Source organism: Micromonospora sp. NPDC049204, assembly GCF_040647935.1.
Lineage (GTDB): Bacteria > Actinomycetota > Actinomycetes > Mycobacteriales > Micromonosporaceae > Micromonospora.
Genome location: NZ_JBEZDC010000005.1, coordinates 120,762 through 139,554 on the forward strand (window position 1 = coordinate 120,762; position 18,793 = coordinate 139,554).

An 18,793-nucleotide genomic window follows, 5' to 3' on the forward strand; every position below is an offset into this window, starting at 1 on the left:
CTACCTCCCCATCCCTCACGCGTCGACCTGCTGTCCGGATTCACCGTCGAGCACCACTTCGACCCCGGCCCGCACCGGCGCCGGCACGTCGTGGCCGAGCGCCGGGTCGGTGGTCGCGGCCAACTCCTGTTCGAGGTACTCGCAGAGCAGATGACTGGTCACGAGGTGCAACTCCTGCACGACCTGGGTGTCCGGCGACGCGACGGCCAGCACCTCGTCGCACGCGTCGGCGAGGGGATTCGGGGTGGCGCCGGTGAGGGCCCACGTGGTCAGGCCGGCGTCGCGGGCGGCCTGGGCGGCGCTGACCAGATTGGGGCTGCTGCCGCTGGTGCTGAGCAGCAGCAGGACGTCGCCGCGGCGGCCGTGCGCGCGCACCTGACGGGCGTACACGTCGGTGTAGCCGTAGTCGTTGGCGATGGCGGTGAGCGCGCTCGTCTCGGCGTGCAGCGCGATCGCCGACAGCGGCTGGCGGTCGTCGTGCAGCTTGCCGACCAGCTCGGCCGTGAGGTGCTGGGCCTCGGCGGCGCTGCCACCGTTACCGGCCACCAGCAGGCGTCCCCCGGCGGCCAGCCGGTGGGCCAGGTCCGCGCCCCAGCGGGCCAGCTGCGACTCACAGCGCCGGTACGGCACCAGCGCCGCGGCGAGGTTCGTCAGGTGGGTGTCGAGCAGGCTGCCGGCCGGCATCAGGCCACCACCCGGGCCGGTCGACGGACGGCGGAAACCTCGCTGTAGACCTCGACCAGCCGCTCGGCGGTGACCGCCCACGAGTACCGCGTGCGGGCCCGCTCGCGGGCCGCCGTGGCGTACGCGAAGCGCCTGATCCGGTCGTCGAGCAGGCCCTGGATCGCGCCGGCCAGCGCCTGCGGGTCCCGGGCCGGCACGAGGTCGCCCGTCGTCCCGTCGACCACGGTGTCCCGGATGCCGCCGACGGCGGTGCCGACGACCGGCACCCCACAGGCCATCGCCTCCAGCGGGGTCAACCCGAACGGCTCGTACCAGGGTGCGGCGACCAGCAGGTCCGCCGAGCGGTACCAGCGGCCCATCTCCTCGCGGGGTACCGCGCCGACCAGGTGCACCCGGTCGGCCACCCCGCAGGTCTCGGCCAGGGCCCGCAGCCGCCGGGCGTACGGGTCGGTCTCCAGCAGCCCCTCGGGCGGGCCGCCGACCACCACGCACTCGGCGTCACCGACCAGGGCCATCGCGCGGATCACGGTCTGGAAGCCCTTGCGTTCGACGAGCCGGCCCACGGTGAGGATCCGGGCCCGTCCCGGCTCCCGGTCGGCGGCCGGCCCGAGCGGGGCGAACGTGGCGAGGTTGACTCCGGAGGGCACCACTGTCATCCGGGAGCGGGGCACGCCCATCCGGACCAGTTCGCCGACCTCGTCGCGGCACTGCGCGACGATCCGGTCCACCGAGCTGCCCAACTCGCGCTCGTAGGAGACCCGTCGGGCCGGGCTGGTGTCCTGCACGCCCTGGTAGCGGCGCTTCACGGTGCCCAGCGCGTGGTACGTCTGCACCACCGGCACCCCGGTCTGCCGGCCTGCGGTCAGCGCCGCCAGACCACTCATCCAGAAGTGCGCGTGGATCACCTCGGGCACCCAGTCCCCGCCCCGCCAGCGTTCGATCAGCCAACTACTGAAGTCGCGCATGTGCGGCAGCAACGCGTCCTTGGCCACCGGCTCGGCCGGGCCGGCCGGCACGTGCACCACGTCGTACCCGTCCGGGCTGCGTACGGTCACCGGCAGGTCGGGCGCGTCCCGGCGGGTGTAGACCCGCACCTCGTGCCCGGCGGCGGCGAGCGCGGCGGACAGCTCCGCGACGTGCGTGTTCTGGCCGCCGGCGTCCTCCCCTCCGAGGACGGCGAGCGGGCTGGCGTGCTCCGAGATCATCGCGATCCGCATACTTCCTCCTCCAGCAGCCGGTCCCAGTCAGCGAGGAAACGGTCGAGGCCATACCTGTCCCGCGCGGCGGTACGCGCCGCCGCGCCGGCCTGGCGCGCGGTCGCCGGTTCGGCGATGAACCGGCGGGCGGCGTCGAGCAGCACGTCGGTCCGGGTGGCGAGGGCGCCCGCCTCCGGGGGCACCGCCGTCACCGCCTCGGTGGTGGCGAGCGCGACGACCGGCATCCCGATCGCCATCGCCTCGATGAGGCTGAGCCCGAGCGAGGTCCACCGGCACAGGTGCAGGTACGCGCGCCGCCGGGCCAGCTCGGCGTGCATCCGGTCCTGGGGCACGTCGTCGTGGCTGACGAGCCGGTCGGCGGGCAGCCCGAGGTGGTCGGCCAGACCGGCGACGCCCATCCCGAACACGTCCAGCGGCGCGATCTCGGCGAACCGGGGCAGCAGGTCGGTGCCGGTGACCCGACCCCGCCGAACCGGCTCGTTGATCACCACGGCGAGCCGGTCGAGTTCGCCGGTGTAGGAGACGGCGGGTGCGACGATGCCGTGGTCGACCACCGTGGTGCGGGTGGCCCCGGTGTCCCAGAAGATCTGGTTGAACCCGGTGACGTGGGCGATGAGCAGGTCGTCGCGGTCGGCCATCGGGTGCCGGGTGTTCGGCACGTCGCCCTTCGGTGTGTTGTGTTCGACGTAGACGGCCGGGATGTCGCGACCCGGGCGGCGACGCAGCCACGCCTCGGCCCGGTCGATCTCCTCGGGACGTTGCAGGATGACCAGGTCGACGTCGGCGCCCGGCAGGTCCTCCGGGAAGACCTCGACCGCGCTGTCCGGCCAGGGGTAGGTGCGGGCCCGGCCGAGGCCGTAGGGGCCGCGGTCGGGTGTGGTGGGGATCAGGTAGCGGTGGCTGCCGTGCACGAACGACGTGGTCCAGGATCCGTGCACGTGCCAGAGCAGGATGTTCATCGCGGGCCACCACCACCGCTGACGGTCAGCGTGCGCAGCGCGTCGACCACCTCGTCCGGGTCGATGCCGCTCAGGCAGGGGTGCCCGGGGACCGGGCAGTTTGTCGCGCGGGTGTCCCGACAGGGTGCGGCGGCGTCACCGAGCCGGACGGTGGGCACCCGGTAGGGCCCCCACTGGCCGAACGGGACGGTCGGCGCGAAGAGACTCACCACGGGCACGCCGGCCGCGGCGGCCAGGTGTGCGGGACCCGTGTTGCCGACCACGACCGCGCTGGCGTCCGCCATGATCCCGGCCAGGCCGGCCAGGTCGGTTCGACCACCCAGGTCGGTGCCGCCGGCCGCCGCCACCCGGGCGGTGACCGCGCGCTCGTCCGGGCCGCCGGTGACCAGCACCCGGTGCCCGGCGGCGGTCAGCGCCCCGACGATCCGGGTCGCCACCTCCGGCGGGCAGGCCCGGCTCGACGCGGCCGACCCGGGGTGCAGCACCACGTACCCCGGGTCGCCGAGAGCGGCCGGGCGCGGCGGCACGGCGTCGCGGCGCAGCCGGAGCACGGGCTCGTCGCCGGCGGGCAACCGGTGGCCGGCGGCGGCGGCGAGGGAGAGGGCACGTTCGGGTTCGGGAACACCCACCGGCACCCGGTGCCGGACGTCCAGCAGCGAACCCGGGTAGTCGTCGCTGATCGCCGCGATCCGACCGACCCCCGCCATCCGCAGCAGCAACGCCAGCGGCAGCGCGGACTGGTGGAACGAGGTGAACACCACCGCCTGGTCCGCACCGACCGCACCCAGCCGCGCGGTCAGGCTCCGCACCGCCTCCGGGTCGACCGGCCCCGGCATCGGGTCGATCCACGGCAGCGGGTGCTCGATGATCTCGTCGACGCCGGGCAGCAGATCGGCGGCGGCCCGGCCGCGTGGACCGCACAACAGCACCACCCGCTGCGCTCCGGCCGCGACCGCGCGGATCGCCGGCCCGGTGACCAGCACGTCCCCCGCCGAATCCGAGCGGACCACCAACGCCGTCCGCACCTGGCCGTCCGGCGAGGTCGCGGGGCGCACGGCCTGTTGGCGGCGCAGGATCTCGTCCACCGCCGCCGGCAGGTCGGTGGCCACCCAGCCGGCCGCGGCGATCTCCTCCGGTCGGGTCACCGGGGTGGGTACCAGCACTCCCGCCGCCCCCGCGGCCAACGCGGCGGCGACGTCCCGGCCGATGTCGCCCACCAGCACGCACCGCGACGCGGTCGTGCCCAGCTCCCGGGCGGCGGCGTACACCAGGCCGGGCGCCGGCTTGCGACAGTCACAGCCGTCGGCGTCGTCGTGCGGACACACCAGCCACGCGTCGAACCGGCCCAGCAGCTCCTCGACCCGGGCGTGCACGGCCCGCATCTGCTCCGCGCTGAAATATCCCCGGGCCAGGCCCGACTGGTTCGTCACGACCGCCAGGCGCAGCCCGGCCGCCCGCAACCGGTCCAGCGCCGCCCGCGCCCCCGGCACCGGCCGCACCTTCTCCGGGTCGCCGTTGTACGGCACGTCCTCGATCAGGGTGCCGTCGCGGTCCAGCAACACCGCGTCGTAGAGGACGGGTCGAGCGCTCCCGCCGGGAGTGCGCCCGGACCCGGCGGAACCGGCGCGGTCAGCAGCGGCGTAAACCGGGGCTGACCTGCGCTGATACGGATCCTCCTGGTCCTGTCGCACAGGCGGCGGGTTCCCTGCGCCCGAAGGAGTAAACGTCGTCGGTCAGGGGGTGGGCAGCGCCGCCAGCGGTGTCCCAGGTCGGCCTTACCCGCCGTCCGGGAGAAGCTAACCCGCCGGTCGTTAGCCCTCGCCCCACCGGGGGTATGGGAGCCCAGTGGCGATTGTGGAGAAAGTGATCGAAGCTCCCCCGCAGCAGGTGTTCGACGTGCTCGCCGACGGGTGGACGTACAGCGACTGGGTGGTGGGCACGGCACACGTGCGGGCCGTGGACGACGCCTGGCCCCGGGTGGGCAGCCAGCTGCACCACCGGGCCGGGCCGTGGCCGTTCTCCTTGCAGGACGCGTCGACGGTGCTGGTCTGCGAGCCCCCGCACCGGCTCGTGCTGAAGGCGGGCCTCTGGCCGGCCGGCGAGGCGATAGTGGCCTTCACGCTGCAACCCGTCGACGGGGGCGCCACCCGGGTCCGCCTCGGGGAGGACTTCGCCGCCGGACCGCTGCACTGGGTCCGCAACAAGGTCAACGACCTGGTGCTGCACCTGCGCAACCGGGAGACGCTGGACCGGCTCGCCGACATCGCCACCCGACAGAAGGGGCCGCGATGACACCGACGGTGGTGGTGACCGGAGCAAGCGCCGGCGTCGGTCGGGCCGTGGCCCACGCGTACGCGGCCCGGGGCGCCCGACTGGCGCTGCTGGCGCGGGGAGAGGCGGGCCTGGCCGCCGCCGAACGGGAGTGCCGACAGCGCGGCGCCACCGACGTCCGCGCCTACCGGGTGGACGTGGCCGACGCGGGCGCGGTGCAGCAGGCCGCTGACGACGTGGTGCACCGCTGGGGCGGCATCGACGTGTGGATCAACAACGCCATGGTGTCGGTGTTCGCGCCGGCCTGGGAGATCCCGGCGCGGGAGTTCCGCCGGGTCACCGAGGTGAACTACCTGGGCACGGTGCACGGCACCCTGGCGGCGCTGCGGCACATGCGGGCGCACGCGCGGGGCACGATCGTGCAGGTGGGCTCCGCGTTGGCCTACCGGGGGATCCCGTTGCAGTCGGCGTACTGCGCGAGCAAGCACGCCATCCAGGGATTCAACGACTCGCTGCGCGCCGAACTGCTGCACGACTGCCCGGGGGTGAAGCTGACGATGGTGCAGCTACCCGCCGTCAACACCCCGCAGTTCTCCTGGGTACGCACCCGGCTGCCGCGGCATCCGCAGCCGGTGCCGCCGATCTTCACCCCGGAGCTGGCCGCCAGGGCGATCGTGTGGGCCGCCGACCGTGGCACCCGGGAGCTGAACGTGGGCGGCCCGACGTGGCAGGCCCGGCTGGCCGACATCCTCTTTCCCGGTCTGCTCGACCGGAAGCTGGCCCGCGACGGCTACGACAGCCAGCAGACCGGCGACGAGATCGATCCACACACCTGGCGGGACAATCTGGACCACCCCGGCGACGAGGAGACGGATCGGGGCACGGCGGGCGTGTTCCGCGAGCGGGCCCGCAACCGGTCGGCGGCGCTGTGGGTCGGCACCCACAAACCGGTGGTGTCCGGTGTCGCGCTCGCCGCGGTGGCGCTCGGCCTCACCGCCGTGACCCGTCGCCGACGGTGACCGCCCCGCGGCGGCATCGACGCCGTCGCAGGCGCTGACTCGCTCGTCGCGGCCACCGGCACGCACCAGCCACGACCAGCGGGATCGATGCCCGCACCCGCCGTGGCACCGCCGTCCGCAACGCCCGGAAGGGGTGCCTCTTCAACCCGAATGTGACAACTGGATACCCTTTCCGGGAGCCCCTCTCCGCAAACCGAGGATGTCCACATGATCGAGCCTGTGCAGCTGCCGTCGCCGTGGCGGGACGCACGCCTGACCGTTGTCGTGCCCACCTACAACGAGGCGGGCAACCTGCCCACGCTTGTGGAGCGGGTCCTCGCCCTGCCGCTGCCCGGCCTGCGCATCCTCGTCGCCGACGACAACTCCCCCGACGGCACCGGCGACGTGGCCGACAAGCTGGCCATCGAGCATCCGGACCGGGTGGAGGTCGTGCACCGGGCCGGCAAGGAGGGCCTCGGCCGGGCGTACGTCGACGGGATGACCCGGGCGGTCGAGGGCGGCGCCGAGTACGTGGCGCAGATGGACGCGGACCTGTCGCACCCGCCGGAGGCGCTGCCGGGGATGCTGGGCGCGCTGCTGTCCACCCAGGCGAGCGTGGTGATCGGTTCCCGCTACGTGCCCGGTGGGGAGCTGGACGAGAACTGGCCGCTCTACCGTCGGGCCCTCAGCGGCTGGGCGAACCTCTACGTGCACACCCTGTTGCGGGTGCGCATCCGGGACCTGACCGCCGGTTTCAAGATCTGGCGCGCGGACGCGTTGCGTGACATCGATCTGGGCCGGGTGCAGTCCAACGGCTACAGCTTCCAGGTGGAGATGCACTACCTCGCCACCAAGTTGGGCCACACCATCCTGGAGGTGCCGATCCGCTTCGAGGAGCGGCGCGACGGCATCTCCAAGATGACCACGGCGACCAAGGTGGAGAGCGCCCTGATGCCCTTCCGCCTCCGCAACAAACACCGCAACATCACCCGCTAACCCCCAACCCCCACCCCACCCCACCCCACCCACCCCACCTCGGTTGATCAAGAGGTTTGCGTCACCGACGCCCTCGGATCTGACGCAAACCTCTTGATCAACCGGGGCGGACGGCGGAGTGGGGGTGGGGGTGGGGGGGCAGGGGGGTGGGGGTTAGTTGGGGTAGATGGAGCGGTGGGCTGTGGCGATGGCTGCGGCGTAGGCGCGGCCGGTGAGGGCGCGGTCTCGGGCCAGCGCCGCGCGGGCCGCGTTCGCGCCCGGTGCCCCGTGGACACCGCCGCCGGGGTGCGCCGACGCGCTGGCCAGGAAGAGCCGGTCCACCGGGGTGTCCGCCCGGCCCAGGCCGGGGATCGGGCGCAGGAACAGCTGCTGGTACGCGGCGGCGGTGCCCCCGCCGAGCGCACCTCCGACCAGGCTCGGGTTGTCCCGTTCCAGGTCGGCCGGCCCGGCCACGTGCCGGCCGACGACGAGCTGCCGGAAACCCGGCGCCGCCGCTTCCAGTACGTCCTCCATGCGCTGCACGTGCCCGGCGACGTCCTCGGCCCGCCAGTCCCGCCGGAACGGCAGGTGCGTGTACGCCCAGAGCGACTCGGTGCCCGGCGGGGAGTGGCTGGGTTCGGCCACCGACATCTGCCCGACCAGCAGGAACGGGTCACGGGGCAGCTCGCCACGGGCCAACTCCCCCGCGTAGTGGGTCAACCCGTCGAGGTCCGCGCCGAGGTGCACGGTGCCGGCGCCGGCCAGCTCCCGGTTGGTCCAGGGCACCGGCGCGGAGAGAGCCCAGTCCACCTTCAGCGTCGACCCGTCCCACCGGAAGTGCGCCAGGTCCTCCACCAGCCGCGACGGCAGGGCCGCCGCGCCGACCAGGTCGAGGAACAACGCGGGGGCGGGCACGTCGGCGAGCACGGCCCGGCGGGCGCGCCACAGCGTGCCGCCCTCGGTGCGTACCCCCATCGCCCGGCCGCGGGCGGTGAGCACCCGGTCGACGCGGGCGCCGTAGAGGATCGTCCCCCCGCGCTCCTGGAGCCGGGCCACCAGCGCGTTGGTGATCTGCTGCGCGCCGCCCTCGGGCACCGGCCAGCCGATCTGTTGGCCGAGCATGGCCAGCAGCCAGCCGTACACCCCGGAGCCGGCCTCCTCCGGCGCGAGGTCGGTGTGCAGGGCGCAGCCGGCCAGCAGGGCCGGCCCGCCGGCGCCGTCGAAGAGTTCGTCGCCGAGCTTGCGGACCGGCACCACCAGGCGTCGCGCCAGTCGCAGCGCACCGGCGACGCGCAGCTGACGCAGCAGGCCCAGCCCGCCGCGTACCGGTGGGAACGGCGTGGTGATCGCCGTCAGCATCGGCTCGGCCACCTCGCACCAGTCGGTGTAGGCGTTGAGCCAGCGCTTGCCGTCGCCGGGGGCGAACTGCTCAAGGGAGGCGGCCGTGACGTCCGGGTCCCGGTTGATCACCGCGGCCCGACCGTCCGGCAGCAGGTGCGCCAGTACGTCCGGCGCATGCCGCCAGGACAGGCCGTGCCGACCCAGGTCGAGGCCGCGCAGCACCGGTGAGGCGTACCCCAGGGGGTAGAAGGAGCTGTAGAGGTCGCTCAGGTAGCCGGGCGCGGTCACCTCGGCGGAGCGGATCGCGCCGCCGGGCACCGCTGTCGCCTCCAGGACCACCACCTCCCAGCCGGCGTCCGCCAGCAGGTTGGCCGCCACCAGGCCGTTGTGACCGGCCCCGACGACGACGGCGTCCACGCTCTGCGCGGCGGTGGTTGTCATCCGATCCGCCTACCCGGCGCGCAACCGGGCGAAACGCGTTTGCCCGGCCGGGGCCGGGGCATGCAGCGCCGCATGTACACGGTTGCGCAGTTGGTGGGTGGGGTGTGGGGCGCGGGCGGCGACGGCGGTGAACTGGTGGTGCGCGACCCGGCGGACGACTCGCCGGTCAGCACGGTGCCGGTGGCCACCGCCGACGAGGTCGGCAAGGCGACGCAGGCGGCTCGCAACGCGGCCGCCCAGTGGGCGGCGACCGCGCCGGCCGAGCGGGCCGCCGCGCTGCACCGGGCCGCGGACGCCGTGGCGGAGGTCGTCGAGGAGCTGTCGGCGGCGGTCACCGCCGAGATGGGCAAGCCGTTGGCGGACGCCCGCGGCGGCGTCGAGGCGGGTATCGGCACCCTGCGACAGTACGCGGAGCTGGCTCCGCTGCGCGGCGGGCGGACGCTGAACGGCGCACCGGACGCGCTGGACTTCATGACCCCGCAGCCGCGCGGGGTGGTGGCCGTGCTGACGCCGTGGAACGACCCGGTGGCGGTCTCCTGCGGGCTGCTGGGCGCCGCCCTGGTGACCGGCAACGTGGTGCTCTACAAACCGAGCGAGCGGGCTCCCGCGACGGGTTGGCTGCTGGCCCGGGCCCTGGACGAGGCGTTGCCGGCCGGCGTGTTGTCGCTGCTCACCGGCGGCCCCGAGGTCGGTGCGGCGCTGGCCGCCCAGGAGGTCGACGTGGTGGCGCACGTGGGATCCACGGCGACCGGGCGGGCGATCGCCGCCGCCGCGGCCCGCACCGGCGCGAAGGTGGTGCTGGAGAACGGGGGCAGTGATCCGTTGATCGTGGACGCGGGCGTGGACCCGGAGTGGGCGGCGGAGCAGGCCGCGCTGGGCGCGTTCGCCAACGCGGGGCAGCTCTGTGTGGCGGTGGAGCGGATCTACGTACACCGCGAGGTGGCCGAGGACTTCGTGGCCGCGCTGGTGCGGCGTGCCACCGCCCTGCGGGTCGGGCCGGGCATGGACCCGGAGACCGAGCTGGGTCCACTCGTCGACCGGCGGCACCGGGATCAGGTCCACGGGCAGGTCGCGGCGGCGGTGGCGGCCGGCGCCCGGGTGCGGGTGGGCGGCGAGGTGCCCGGCGGGCCGGGGGCGTTCTATCCGGCCACCGTCGTCACCGACTGCCGGCACGACATGCCGCTGGTACGGGAGGAGACGTTCGGGCCGGTCGCCCCGGTCGTGGTCGTCGACTCGTTCGACGAGGCGCTGCGCTGTGCCGCGGACTCCCCGTACGGGTTGGCCGCCACGGTCCTGACCACGTCGATGAGTCACGCGCAGCGGGCCTGGCGGGAGCTGCCGGTGGGCACCGTGAAGGTCAACGCGGTGTTCGGGGGCGCGCCGGGAGGGGCCGCGCACCCACGACGGGGCAGTGGGCAGGGCTTCGGCTACGGTCCGGAGCTGCTGGACGAGTTCACCGCCACCAAGGCGGTGCACATCGGGGCGCCCGGCGGCGGGCACTGGTGAACGGTACGGGCGGACGCAGGGGTGGCGCGTCCGCCCGTACCGTGTCGGTGTTGTCGGCCGCGGTGGTGGTCAGTCCCCGCGCGCCTTGCGGGTGGCTCGGTCGTTGGCCTTCTCGATCGCCGTGACCAGGTCCGATTTGGTCATGCTGGACCGGCCGGGCACGTCGAGTTTGCGGGCCACCGCCATGAGGTGGTCCTTGCTGGCGTTGGCGTCGACTCCACCGGCGGTGGGGGCTCGCCGTTCCGGCCCGCCGCCGGCGGCCTGCTGGTCGCTGGGGCCCTTGCGGCCCTTCGGCTCCCAGTGGTCGCCCACCTTCTCGAACTGGTGCTTCACCGCGGCGAAGGCGGTGCGGTGCGACCGCTCCCCCTCGCCGTAGGTCTCCACCGCCGAGTCGTGCGTCTCCTCCCAGGTGCGCTGCGCCTTCTCCGGGGAGCGTCGCAGCGTGCTGGGCAGGTCCTCGCGCCCGGGCATCTCGTCCTCCTCCGTGCCGACAGGGTCACCCTGACCGTTCCCCGCCGACGCGGCGGCAAACCATACGTGCGGCGAGCGCGACGCCGCCGAGTTTCTCGATTTCCCGATCCGGGTATCGGTGGCCAGGCCCGACCGGACGACCGGTCATACCGGTGGCCGGGGCGCAGGGAGCGGGCATGACGACCACGGAGCCCGGTACGACGCGCGACGACACGCGCGGCACGCATGTTCCCCGCCGGATGCGGCAGTTGAGCTGGCGGACCTGGCGTGGGGTGCTGGTCCGCAGTGTGCAGAACTTCGTCAACGACAACTGCTCCGACTGGGCCGCCGCGCTCACCTACTACGGGGTCCTGGCGCTCTTTCCGTCCGCCATCGTGGTGGTCGCCCTGGTCGGGCTGGTCTCCGACGGCGAGCGGACCCTGGACACGGTTGTCGACCTCGCCAACCAGGTGGGCGCCGGGTCGGTGCTGACCAACGACGACGGCGGCGTGGTCGGCGTGCTCCGGTCGGTGGTGGTCCAGGAACACAACGCCAAGGTGCTGCTGAGCTTCGGTCTGCTCGGCGCGCTGTGGTCCGCGTCGGGATTCATCGGCGCGTTCACCCGGGCCTCCAACTCCATCTACGGGGTGACCGAGGGCCGGCCGGTGTGGAAGTTGCGGCCGATACAGATCGGCCTGGCCGCGGTGACGCTCGTGCTGCTCGCGGTGGTCGCCCTCGCGCTGATCGTCAGCGGCCCGGTCACCGACGCGGTGGGTGATCTGATCAACGCCGGTGGCCTGGCCCGAACGGTGTGGAGCGTGGCGAAGTGGCCGGTGCTCGCCATGGTCATGATGGTGCTGCTGTCGCTGCTGTTCTGGATCGCGCCGAACGTGCGCCAACCCCGCTTCCGCTGGCTCACCCCCGGCGGCGCGGTGGCCCTGGTCTCCTGGACGGCGGTCTCCTTCGGCTTCGGCTTCTACGTGGCGACCTTCGCCTCGTACAAGACGACCTACGGCAGCCTGGGCGCGGCCATCGCGTTCCTGGTCTGGCTCTACCTGTCCAACTCGGCGCTGATGCTGGGGGTGCAGATCAACGCCGAGGTGCAGCGCGGGCGGCAGTTGCAGGCCGGCGACCCCGACCCGGACGAGCCGGTGCTGCCGCCCCGCAAGCCCGCCGACGACTGAGCGCCGGTTGTCGCCCGGATGTCCGGCCTGCGGGCCGGTTCGTGGCCCGGTGCCGGTTTACCGGGCGGGGTGCCGGGTAGCGCAGAAGGCATGGAGCGTGGCAACAGCAAGCACGGACCGAGAATCGACGAACAGATGAGTCAGGAGGTCAGCGGCCTCGTACAGGGGCCGGGGACCGGCGGCTCTCGGGTCGACGAGTCGCGGGTGCCGGAGCCGGCTGGCGAGGACCAGCCGGAGACGACTACCGCCCCGGCCGGAGACCTGCGCACCGGCACCCCGCAGGGGATGAGTTCCACGGACGTCGAGCAGCGCAGCCGGCTGGGCCGGTTCATCTCGATGAGCGCGCTGCCGGGCGACCGCCTGGTGCTCATCGCCAGTGCCCGGGAGAACGAGGCGCCGGACGACATCGTGGCGGCGTTGGAGCGACTGCCCGAGGGCACCCTCTACCAGACGGTCTCCGAGGTGTGGGCCGCTCTCGGCAACAAGAACGAGACAACTCGCTGGTGACGGGTCGTCCCCCGACCCGATGACCACCAGCGGCTGAAGGAGGTTCTCAGATGAGTGGCGTGACCGAACATGTAGACGTCTCCGTGCCCGTACGCACCGCGTACGACCAGTGGACGCAGTTCGAGGAGTTCCCCCAGTTCATGGAGGGCGTGTCGGAGGTCCGGCAGCTCTCCGACACGATGACCCACTGGACCGTGGACATCGCCGGGGTGAAGCGCGAGTTCGACGCCGAGATCACCGAACAGCTTCCCGACGAGCGGGTCGCCTGGCGCTCGACCGACGGCACCCAGCAGGCCGGCGTGGTGACCTTCCACCGGCTCGACGCGGACAAGACGCGGGTCACCCTCCAGCTCGAGTTCGAGCCGCACGGCGTGGTCGAGCAGGCCGGCGACAAGCTCGGCATCGTCGACCGGCGTGCCAAGGGCGACCTGGAGCGGTTCAAGACCTACATCGAGCGGCGCGGTCAGGAGACCGGCGCATGGCGCGGTTCGGTGGACCGTCCGCAGCCGTGATCCCCGCACGACACCCGATGGCCGCCGGAATCCCGGCGGCCATCGCCGTGTCCGAGCCTTGTCGCCCGTTTGCGATCATCGCGCCCGGGTACCGCTGAAGACATGACCGACGACAACATCAGGGTGTGGCGGGACGAGGAACGGCTTCCGCTGGAGGAGCTGGAGAAGGCGGTGTCGGGCTCCAGCCTCGACGGGCAGGCCGACGACGTGACCGGCAACGACGCCGGCGAGGAAGCCGCGTTCGGGCACGGGCCGGCCGCCGCGGACCGGGACGGGCAGGCCCAGGGCAACAGCCGCGAGGCGACCGACCCGGAGCGCCCCTACCGTCCCTCCACCACCGGCCGGACCGGTCCGGACGTCTGACCCTCCCCGCCGGGTTGAGCCGGCACGGGCCGGCCGGTCGCGCCACGGGCGCCCCACTCGTAGAGCGCGATCAACGCCAGCGCGAGCACCACCAGGGCCGAGCCCAGCACCTGCACCGACGTGTTGCCGATCACCACACCCAGGCCGGCTGGGGCGAGCGCCGCGCCGATGCCGGAGGCACCGATCTGTAGGCCGATGGCCCGGTCGGCGTGGGCCGCGCCGACCCGGTCGGCGGTGGTGAGGGTGAGCAGGGGAAACACCGGCGCGGCGGCGAACCCCACCACGACCAGGCCGAGCACCGCCAGCGCGCCCGGCCCGGGGGCGGCGATCAACCCCGCGCCCACGGCCATTCCGACGAGACTGACGCGCAACACCAGCGCCGCCCCCAGGCGCTCGGCCACCACGCCCTGCACGACCCGGCCGACGAAGAGGCTCCCCCAGTACGCGGAGACGCAGCCGCCGGCCACCGCCGCGCTCAGGCCCCGACCCTCGGTCAGCAGCAGGAACGCCCACAGGCCGGCGGACACCTCGATGGCGACGTACAGCGCGAAGGCGAGCGTGCCGGACCACACCGCCGGCAGCCGCAGGGTCGCCCGGATCGGCACCCGGACGGCCGCGGCGGGCTCGGCTCCCGGGGCGGCGCCCTCGGTGGCGGCCGGGCTGCCGCGTCGCCAGGCCCGCACGGTGAACGCGAACGCGACGGCGAGGGCGAACTGGGCGGCGGCCACGATGCCGTACCCCCACCGCCAGGACAGCCCGGCGCTCAGTGCCCCCGTCATGATCAGCGGACCGATCGCCACGCCCAGGCCGAAGAAGGCGTGCAACCAGTTCATGTGGCGCGGCCCGAAGGCCCCGGCGGCGTACGCGTTGAGCCCGGAGTCGACCGCGCCGGACCCGAGCCCGACCAGCAGCGCACAGCCCACCAGCACGGCCAGCACCGGGCTCAGGACGTAGCCGCCCAGGGCCAGGCTGGCCAGCAGGGTGCTGGCGGCGAGCAGCGCGCCCACGCCGACCCGGGCCAGTGTGAACCCGGCCAGCACGCTGGAGGTCAGGTAGCCGACGGTGCCCGCGGTGAGCACCAGACCGACGGCCTCGGTCGGTACGTGGAAGTCGTCCCGGATCGAGGGCCAGGCGACACCGAGCAGGCCGTCGGGCAGGCCGAGGCTGACGAACGCGAGGTAGGCCAGCAGGAGCAGGGCGGCGCGGGGGCGGGCGGGCGCGGTGGACACGGGACACCATCCTGCCGCAGGGGCACTTTAGTGCCGTCGGCGCCCGATCGCCCGCCGCGCAAAGAAGTCGTGTCCGGACGGTCGAGAAAACGGACAGCTCATCCAGAATCGGCCGATCGGAGGACGGCAAACGGACTGACTCGCGTAAGAATTTCGGAATGCATCAAGGCTCCGGAATCCTCTCGTCGCGTCAGCGCCGGCTCGCCTGGCTCGGCTTCCTGCTCGCCGCCCTGCAGGCACCCGTGTCCGCCCGGCTGGTCGCCGACGACTCGTGGCTGTTCAGCCTCTGCGTCGCGCTGATGGTGGCGACCGTGATCATCGCCGACGACGCGGCGCGGCGGCGCCCGGCCGACGCGACAACCGACTGACCCACGCTGCCCGGCCGGTCCGTCCGGCCGCTGTCCCGCTGCCTGCCTTCCTGTCCTGCAACGCCCGTGGTTCTTCCGTTGGCCCGTCTGGGCGGATCGACCCCCGCGGTCAGCACCGAACGGCCAGTGGCGCAGCCGACATCCGCCGAGTGGCCGACGGCGACACCGTCACCCGTCGGTTAGCCTCGGTCACCATGCGTGTGCCGTTCAACCGGGTCGCCACCCGTACCGCCGTCGACTCGGCGCGGTCCACCCTGGCCGCCCTCACCGTGTCCCTCGGCACCGTCGGGCTCGCGGCCGCCGCCGCGCGACCGGGGCTGCTGGCCCTCGTCGACCAGCACGCGGCTGCCGTGCGGGACAGCCTCGACGGTGACCGCCAGCCGCTGACCGCCGCGGCCCTCGCCGGCTACGCCGAGGGCGTCCGCGCCGCCGCGCTGGAGCACGGGTGGGTCCCGCCGGACGGGCCGGTGGACTGGAGCAACCCGGAGTGGCTGCTCACCCGGCTGCTCGCGGTCTGCGCGCTGGCCCGCCCGCTCGACGGCGCCTGACGGGACGCGGGGAGGGCACCCCGCGCATCGCTGCGCGGAGCACCCTCCCCAACCTGCCGTGCCGTTCCGCCTCGCTACGAGCGGTACTGCGGAGCTTCCTCGTCCACCCGAGGCATCGCCTGGGTACGGTCGCCCCCGCGGTCGGCCATCTGCCGCTCCACGTCGCTGCGCCCGGCCGCATTGGCCTGACGCTGCTGTTGCACCGCCCGAGCTTCCCGGGCGGCCCGGTCCAGCCAGCCGTCCCAGCGGTTCTGCATCGGCTTCACGAGACCGCCACCGACACCGACGATCAGGATGCCGGCCACCGTGGCGAGCACCGCGATCAGCACCGGGGTCGTCACCGTGGTGGCGATACCCACCTGGTTCAGTGCGGCGATCACGCCGAGCGCGATGACGAAGATCGCCGCGAGGTCGGCCAGGACCTTGCCGTACGACAGACCGCCCAGCGCCCCGGTGACCAGATCCCGGACGGCGTTGGCGATCGCAGCCGCCACCACCACGATGACGATCGCGACGAACGCCCGCGGCAGCCAGGACACCACGCCACTGATCAGGTCACTGATCGCGTTGGGCCCCCAGACTCCGAACGCGAACTGCAGCGTGAACAGCAGTACGGCGTAGTACGCCAGTCTGGCCAGAATGTCGGAGGCGTCGTACTTCGTTCTCTCCAGGGCCCGTTTGATACCGCCACGTTCGACGGCTTGGTCGAAGTGCACCCGTTCCAGCACCGTATCCACGATCTTGAGGACGGCTCTGGCGATGAGCCAGCCGACCACCAGGATGACGATGAAGGCCACTGCCTTCGGGATGAAGAGCAGCACCGACCTCCAGGTGTCGGCGATGGCATCGCCGATGTCGGCCTGCCGAACCGCGAGGGTTTTCAGCATGATGTCCCTCCTGTCGCATGGACTGCGCCGGGCGCTTACCCGGCTACCGGTCCGGCAGTCCGCGCAACGCGCCGCGTTTTTCCCGGCCGGCCGACGAGCAGGTGCCCTGAACTGCCCAGATGGGCAGCGCGACGGTCGCGGCGACGCCCCGCGGCCATGATCGGATGCCTTTTCCGACGAGCCGACTAGGCTGCGAACATGCCAGGAACGGTCGGGCGAGTCCCCACGCCAGCAACTCCGGTCCCGGGTACGTCCACCGGCGCCGGTACGTCCGCTGCCGTGCTCGCCCACGACTGGGCCGGCACTCCGTTGGGTCCACCCGAGGGCTGGGACGTCGCGGTGCGGGCGGTGATCGAGCTGATCCTCGCCTCGCCGATGCCGATGGCCCTGGCGTACGGAGACGACCTCGTCCTGCTCTACAACGCCGGTTACGCCGAACTGCTGGGCACCAAACACCCGAGCGCGCTCGGCCGCCCGGCCGCCGAGGTGTTCGCCGAGATCTGGGCGCTGCCCGGCGTCGGTCAGGTGTTCGAGCGCACCTACCGGCAGGGCGAGCCGTTCCTGGAGAAGGAGTCCACGCTGCCGCTGGTGCGGGGGCACTCCGCGACGGTGGAGCAGGCGGTCTTCACCCGGGGCTACTCGCCGGTGCGGGACAGCACCGGGAAGATCGTCGGCACGTTGACGGTCGCGGCCGAGACCACCCACGTCACCGAGCAGTTGCAGAGCCTCAGCGAGGTGGCCGCGGCGCTCGCCGGCACGCTCACCCTCGACGACGTGGCCCGGGTGGCGCTGCGGTACGCGATCACCACGTTCGACCCGGACCAGGCCTCGTTCGCGGTCGACGAGGGCGGCGGCGGTTGGCGCATGGTGCGCCGGGTCCGCGGCGAGTTGCTGGACGAGGCCGACGAGCGGCTTCCTCCGCTCTGGCGGCGCGCTCCGGCGGACTGGTCGGCCCCGGTGGTGCAGGCGGCCCGCTCCGCCGGCCCGTTCTTCGTCCGCGACGGGCAGCCGCTGCGGGAGATCGCGGTGGACCGCCACGATCAGAAGATCCGCTCGATGGCGGCCCTGCCCCTGGGTACCTCGGTGGTGCGCGGCGGGCTCGCGGTCGGCTACCAGGTGCCGCACACCTGGTCGCCCGCCGAGCGGGCGCTGCTGGCCGCCTCGGTCGAGCTGATCGGCCAGGCCGCGGAGCGGGCCCGCCGCTTCGAGACCCAGCACGGCACGGCCCAGTTGTTGCAACGCAGCATGTTGCCGGAGCACCTGCCGGACCTGCCCCGGTTGCGGGTGGCGGCCCGCTACGACCCGGGGGTGGACGGCAACGCCGCCGGCGGTGACTTCTACGACGCGTTCCTCCTGCCCGGCGGCGCGCTCGGCGTGGTGCTGGGCGACGTCGCGGGCCACGACGTGCAGGCCGCCGCGCGAATGGGACAGGTCCGGGCAGCGCTGCGCGCGCTCGCCCTGGCCGATCCGGCGCCCGACGCGGTGCTGGCCGGACTGGACCGGCTGGTCACCAGCCTGGGCGCGGAGGCCAGCACCCACGAACTGTTCGTCACCGTGGCGTTCGGGGTCATCGACGCGGAGCGGCGGGAGCTGACCCTGGCCAGCGCCGGGCACCCCGCGCCGCTGATCCGCCGCAGCGACCCGACGGGCCGCAGCTACGCCGAGTACGTCGACGTGCCGGCCGGCCCGCCGCTGGGTCTGGGCAGCCGACCCGGCACCACGACTGTCCCGTTCCGTCCCGGTGACACCCTGCTGCTGTTCAGCGACGGGGTGGTGGAGCGTCGTCGGCAGAGCCTCACCGCCGGGCTGGCCGGCCTCAGCGACGCCGTCGCCAAGGCCGGCAGTGGCGACCCCCGTGCCCTCTGCGCCGTGGCCACGGCGGCGGTGCCCGGCGGCACCGAGGACGACGTGGCCGTGCTCGCGGTCGAGCACGCGCTCAAGCCGAGCCGCTCGGCGAGCATGGAGGTACCCGCGGAGCCGACCGCCCCCAGCCGCGTGCGGCACTGGATGACCGGTCAGCTCACCGAATGGCAGGTGGCCGAGTCGGTGATCGGGGCGGCGGTGCTGTGCACCAGCGAACTGACCACAAACGCGTTGCTGCACGCCGGCACCGCCGCCCGGGTGGAGATCGACCTCAGCCCCGAGCGTCTCCTGGTCTCGGTCGCCGACTCCGGCACCCGGGGCACCGTGACCCGGACCCGCACCGACACGTTGAGCAGCCGTGGGCGTGGCCTGGGCCTGATCGAGGAGCTCAGCGACGCCTGGGGCACCGACCCGTCGGTCCGCGGCTCCACGGTCTGGTTCGAGATTCTGACGCCGCCGACCGCGCATCCCTGAGCCGCCCGACGGGTAG

At 73.5% G+C, this 18,793-nt stretch carries 19 protein-coding genes; 11 read left to right on the forward strand and 8 right to left on the reverse strand.

Translation table 11 applies throughout. The features are described 5' to 3' along the window. Positions 1-15 precede the first annotated feature (15 nt). The 4 genes from AB0A90_RS12010 to AB0A90_RS12025 are packed head-to-tail and all read right to left on the reverse strand — an operon-like array spanning position 16 to position 4,422. A complete protein-coding gene (locus AB0A90_RS12010; RefSeq protein ID WP_357246162.1) occupies positions 16-687 on the reverse strand; it encodes an SIS domain-containing protein in 672 nt (223 codons plus the stop codon). After that, positions 684-1,901 (reverse strand): glycosyltransferase, encoded by a 1,218-nt coding sequence (locus AB0A90_RS12015; RefSeq protein WP_357245434.1) that lies wholly within the window; start codon positions 1,899-1,901, stop codon positions 684-686. The genes AB0A90_RS12010 and AB0A90_RS12015 overlap by 4 nt, the downstream gene beginning before the upstream one ends. Next, entirely contained in the window at positions 1,886-2,860 is a 975-nt protein-coding gene (locus AB0A90_RS12020; RefSeq protein ID WP_357245436.1) for a glycosyltransferase, read from the reverse strand. Before AB0A90_RS12020 ends, AB0A90_RS12015 begins: the two co-directional genes overlap by 16 nt. Next, entirely contained in the window at positions 2,857-4,422 is a 1,566-nt protein-coding gene (locus AB0A90_RS12025) for an HAD-IIIA family hydrolase (protein ID WP_357245438.1), read from the reverse strand. The genes AB0A90_RS12020 and AB0A90_RS12025 overlap by 4 nt, the downstream gene beginning before the upstream one ends. 301 nt (positions 4,423-4,723) lie before the next feature. Here AB0A90_RS12025 and AB0A90_RS12030 point away from each other — a divergent pair, with 301 nt between their 5' ends. The 3 genes from AB0A90_RS12030 to AB0A90_RS12040 all read left to right on the forward strand — a co-directional run bounded on the left by AB0A90_RS12030 (position 4,724) and on the right by AB0A90_RS12040 (position 7,125). Next, a complete protein-coding gene (locus AB0A90_RS12030; RefSeq protein WP_357245440.1) occupies positions 4,724-5,152 on the forward strand; it encodes an SRPBCC family protein in 429 nt (142 codons plus the stop codon). Further along, entirely contained in the window at positions 5,149-6,150 is a 1,002-nt protein-coding gene (locus AB0A90_RS12035) for an SDR family oxidoreductase (RefSeq protein ID WP_357245442.1), read from the forward strand. The genes AB0A90_RS12030 and AB0A90_RS12035 overlap by 4 nt, the downstream gene beginning before the upstream one ends. A 207-nt stretch (positions 6,151-6,357) precedes the next feature. Beyond that, positions 6,358-7,125: a polyprenol monophosphomannose synthase gene (locus AB0A90_RS12040; protein WP_357245445.1), complete on the forward strand. Its 768-nt coding sequence runs from the start codon at positions 6,358-6,360 to the stop codon at positions 7,123-7,125. A gap of 153 nt (positions 7,126-7,278) precedes the next feature. Here AB0A90_RS12040 and AB0A90_RS12045 read toward each other — a convergent pair whose 3' ends face one another. Then, positions 7,279-8,886, reverse strand: coding sequence for an NAD(P)/FAD-dependent oxidoreductase (locus tag AB0A90_RS12045; protein ID WP_357245448.1), 1,608 nt, complete (start codon positions 8,884-8,886; stop codon positions 7,279-7,281). Positions 8,887-8,958: 72 nt separating this feature from the next. Here AB0A90_RS12045 and AB0A90_RS12050 point away from each other — a divergent pair, with 72 nt between their 5' ends. Beyond that, entirely contained in the window at positions 8,959-10,392 is a 1,434-nt protein-coding gene (locus AB0A90_RS12050) for an aldehyde dehydrogenase family protein (RefSeq protein WP_357245451.1), read from the forward strand. A 69-nt stretch (positions 10,393-10,461) separates the two neighbouring features. Here the strand turns inward: AB0A90_RS12050 and AB0A90_RS12055 are convergent, their stop codons facing one another. After that, a complete protein-coding gene (locus AB0A90_RS12055) occupies positions 10,462-10,863 on the reverse strand; it encodes a ChaB family protein (protein WP_357245454.1) in 402 nt (133 codons plus the stop codon). 176 nt (positions 10,864-11,039) lie between these two features. On the opposite strand from AB0A90_RS12055, the gene AB0A90_RS12060 reads away from it, so the two are divergent. The 4 genes from AB0A90_RS12060 to AB0A90_RS12075 all read left to right on the forward strand — a co-directional run bounded on the left by AB0A90_RS12060 (position 11,040) and on the right by AB0A90_RS12075 (position 13,408). Further along, positions 11,040-12,026, forward strand: coding sequence for a YihY/virulence factor BrkB family protein (locus tag AB0A90_RS12060; RefSeq protein WP_357245457.1), 987 nt, complete (start codon positions 11,040-11,042; stop codon positions 12,024-12,026). 90 nt (positions 12,027-12,116) lie between these two features. Then, positions 12,117-12,533, forward strand: a complete 417-nt coding sequence (locus AB0A90_RS12065) for a DUF2795 domain-containing protein (protein ID WP_110564927.1) — start codon at positions 12,117-12,119, stop codon at positions 12,531-12,533. A 50-nt stretch (positions 12,534-12,583) separates the two neighbouring features. Beyond that, positions 12,584-13,045: an SRPBCC family protein gene (locus AB0A90_RS12070; RefSeq protein WP_357245460.1), complete on the forward strand. Its 462-nt coding sequence runs from the start codon at positions 12,584-12,586 to the stop codon at positions 13,043-13,045. Positions 13,046-13,147: 102 nt separating this feature from the next. After that, the gene (locus tag AB0A90_RS12075) at positions 13,148-13,408 is read left to right on the forward strand and encodes a hypothetical protein (RefSeq protein WP_357245463.1); all 261 of its coding nucleotides are present in this window, start codon (positions 13,148-13,150) and stop codon (positions 13,406-13,408) included. Here the strand turns inward: AB0A90_RS12075 and AB0A90_RS12080 are convergent. After that, positions 13,366-14,637 carry an MFS transporter gene (locus tag AB0A90_RS12080; RefSeq protein ID WP_357245466.1) on the reverse strand — a complete coding sequence of 424 codons (1,272 nt, stop codon included), beginning with the start codon at positions 14,635-14,637 and terminating at the stop codon, positions 13,366-13,368. The two genes, AB0A90_RS12075 and AB0A90_RS12080, sit on opposite strands and share 43 nt — an antisense overlap. 158 nt (positions 14,638-14,795) lie before the next feature. Here AB0A90_RS12080 and AB0A90_RS12085 point away from each other — a divergent pair, with 158 nt between their 5' ends. Together AB0A90_RS12085 and AB0A90_RS12090 are read left to right on the forward strand one after the other, a co-directional pair. After that, the gene (locus AB0A90_RS12085) at positions 14,796-15,005 is read left to right on the forward strand and encodes a hypothetical protein (protein WP_357245468.1); all 210 of its coding nucleotides are present in this window, start codon (positions 14,796-14,798) and stop codon (positions 15,003-15,005) included. A gap of 194 nt (positions 15,006-15,199) precedes the next feature. After that, entirely contained in the window at positions 15,200-15,553 is a 354-nt protein-coding gene (locus AB0A90_RS12090) for a DUF6401 family natural product biosynthesis protein (RefSeq protein WP_357245471.1), read from the forward strand. 74 nt (positions 15,554-15,627) lie between these two features. Here the strand turns inward: AB0A90_RS12090 and AB0A90_RS12095 are convergent, their stop codons facing one another. Further along, positions 15,628-16,440 (reverse strand): hypothetical protein, encoded by an 813-nt coding sequence (locus tag AB0A90_RS12095; protein ID WP_357245474.1) that lies wholly within the window; start codon positions 16,438-16,440, stop codon positions 15,628-15,630. Between the two features lie 198 nt (positions 16,441-16,638). Between AB0A90_RS12095 and AB0A90_RS12100 the strand changes: the two genes are divergently transcribed. Beyond that, positions 16,639-18,777, forward strand: coding sequence for a SpoIIE family protein phosphatase (locus AB0A90_RS12100; protein WP_357245475.1), 2,139 nt, complete (start codon positions 16,639-16,641; stop codon positions 18,775-18,777). The last annotated feature ends 16 nt before the right edge of the window (positions 18,778-18,793 follow it).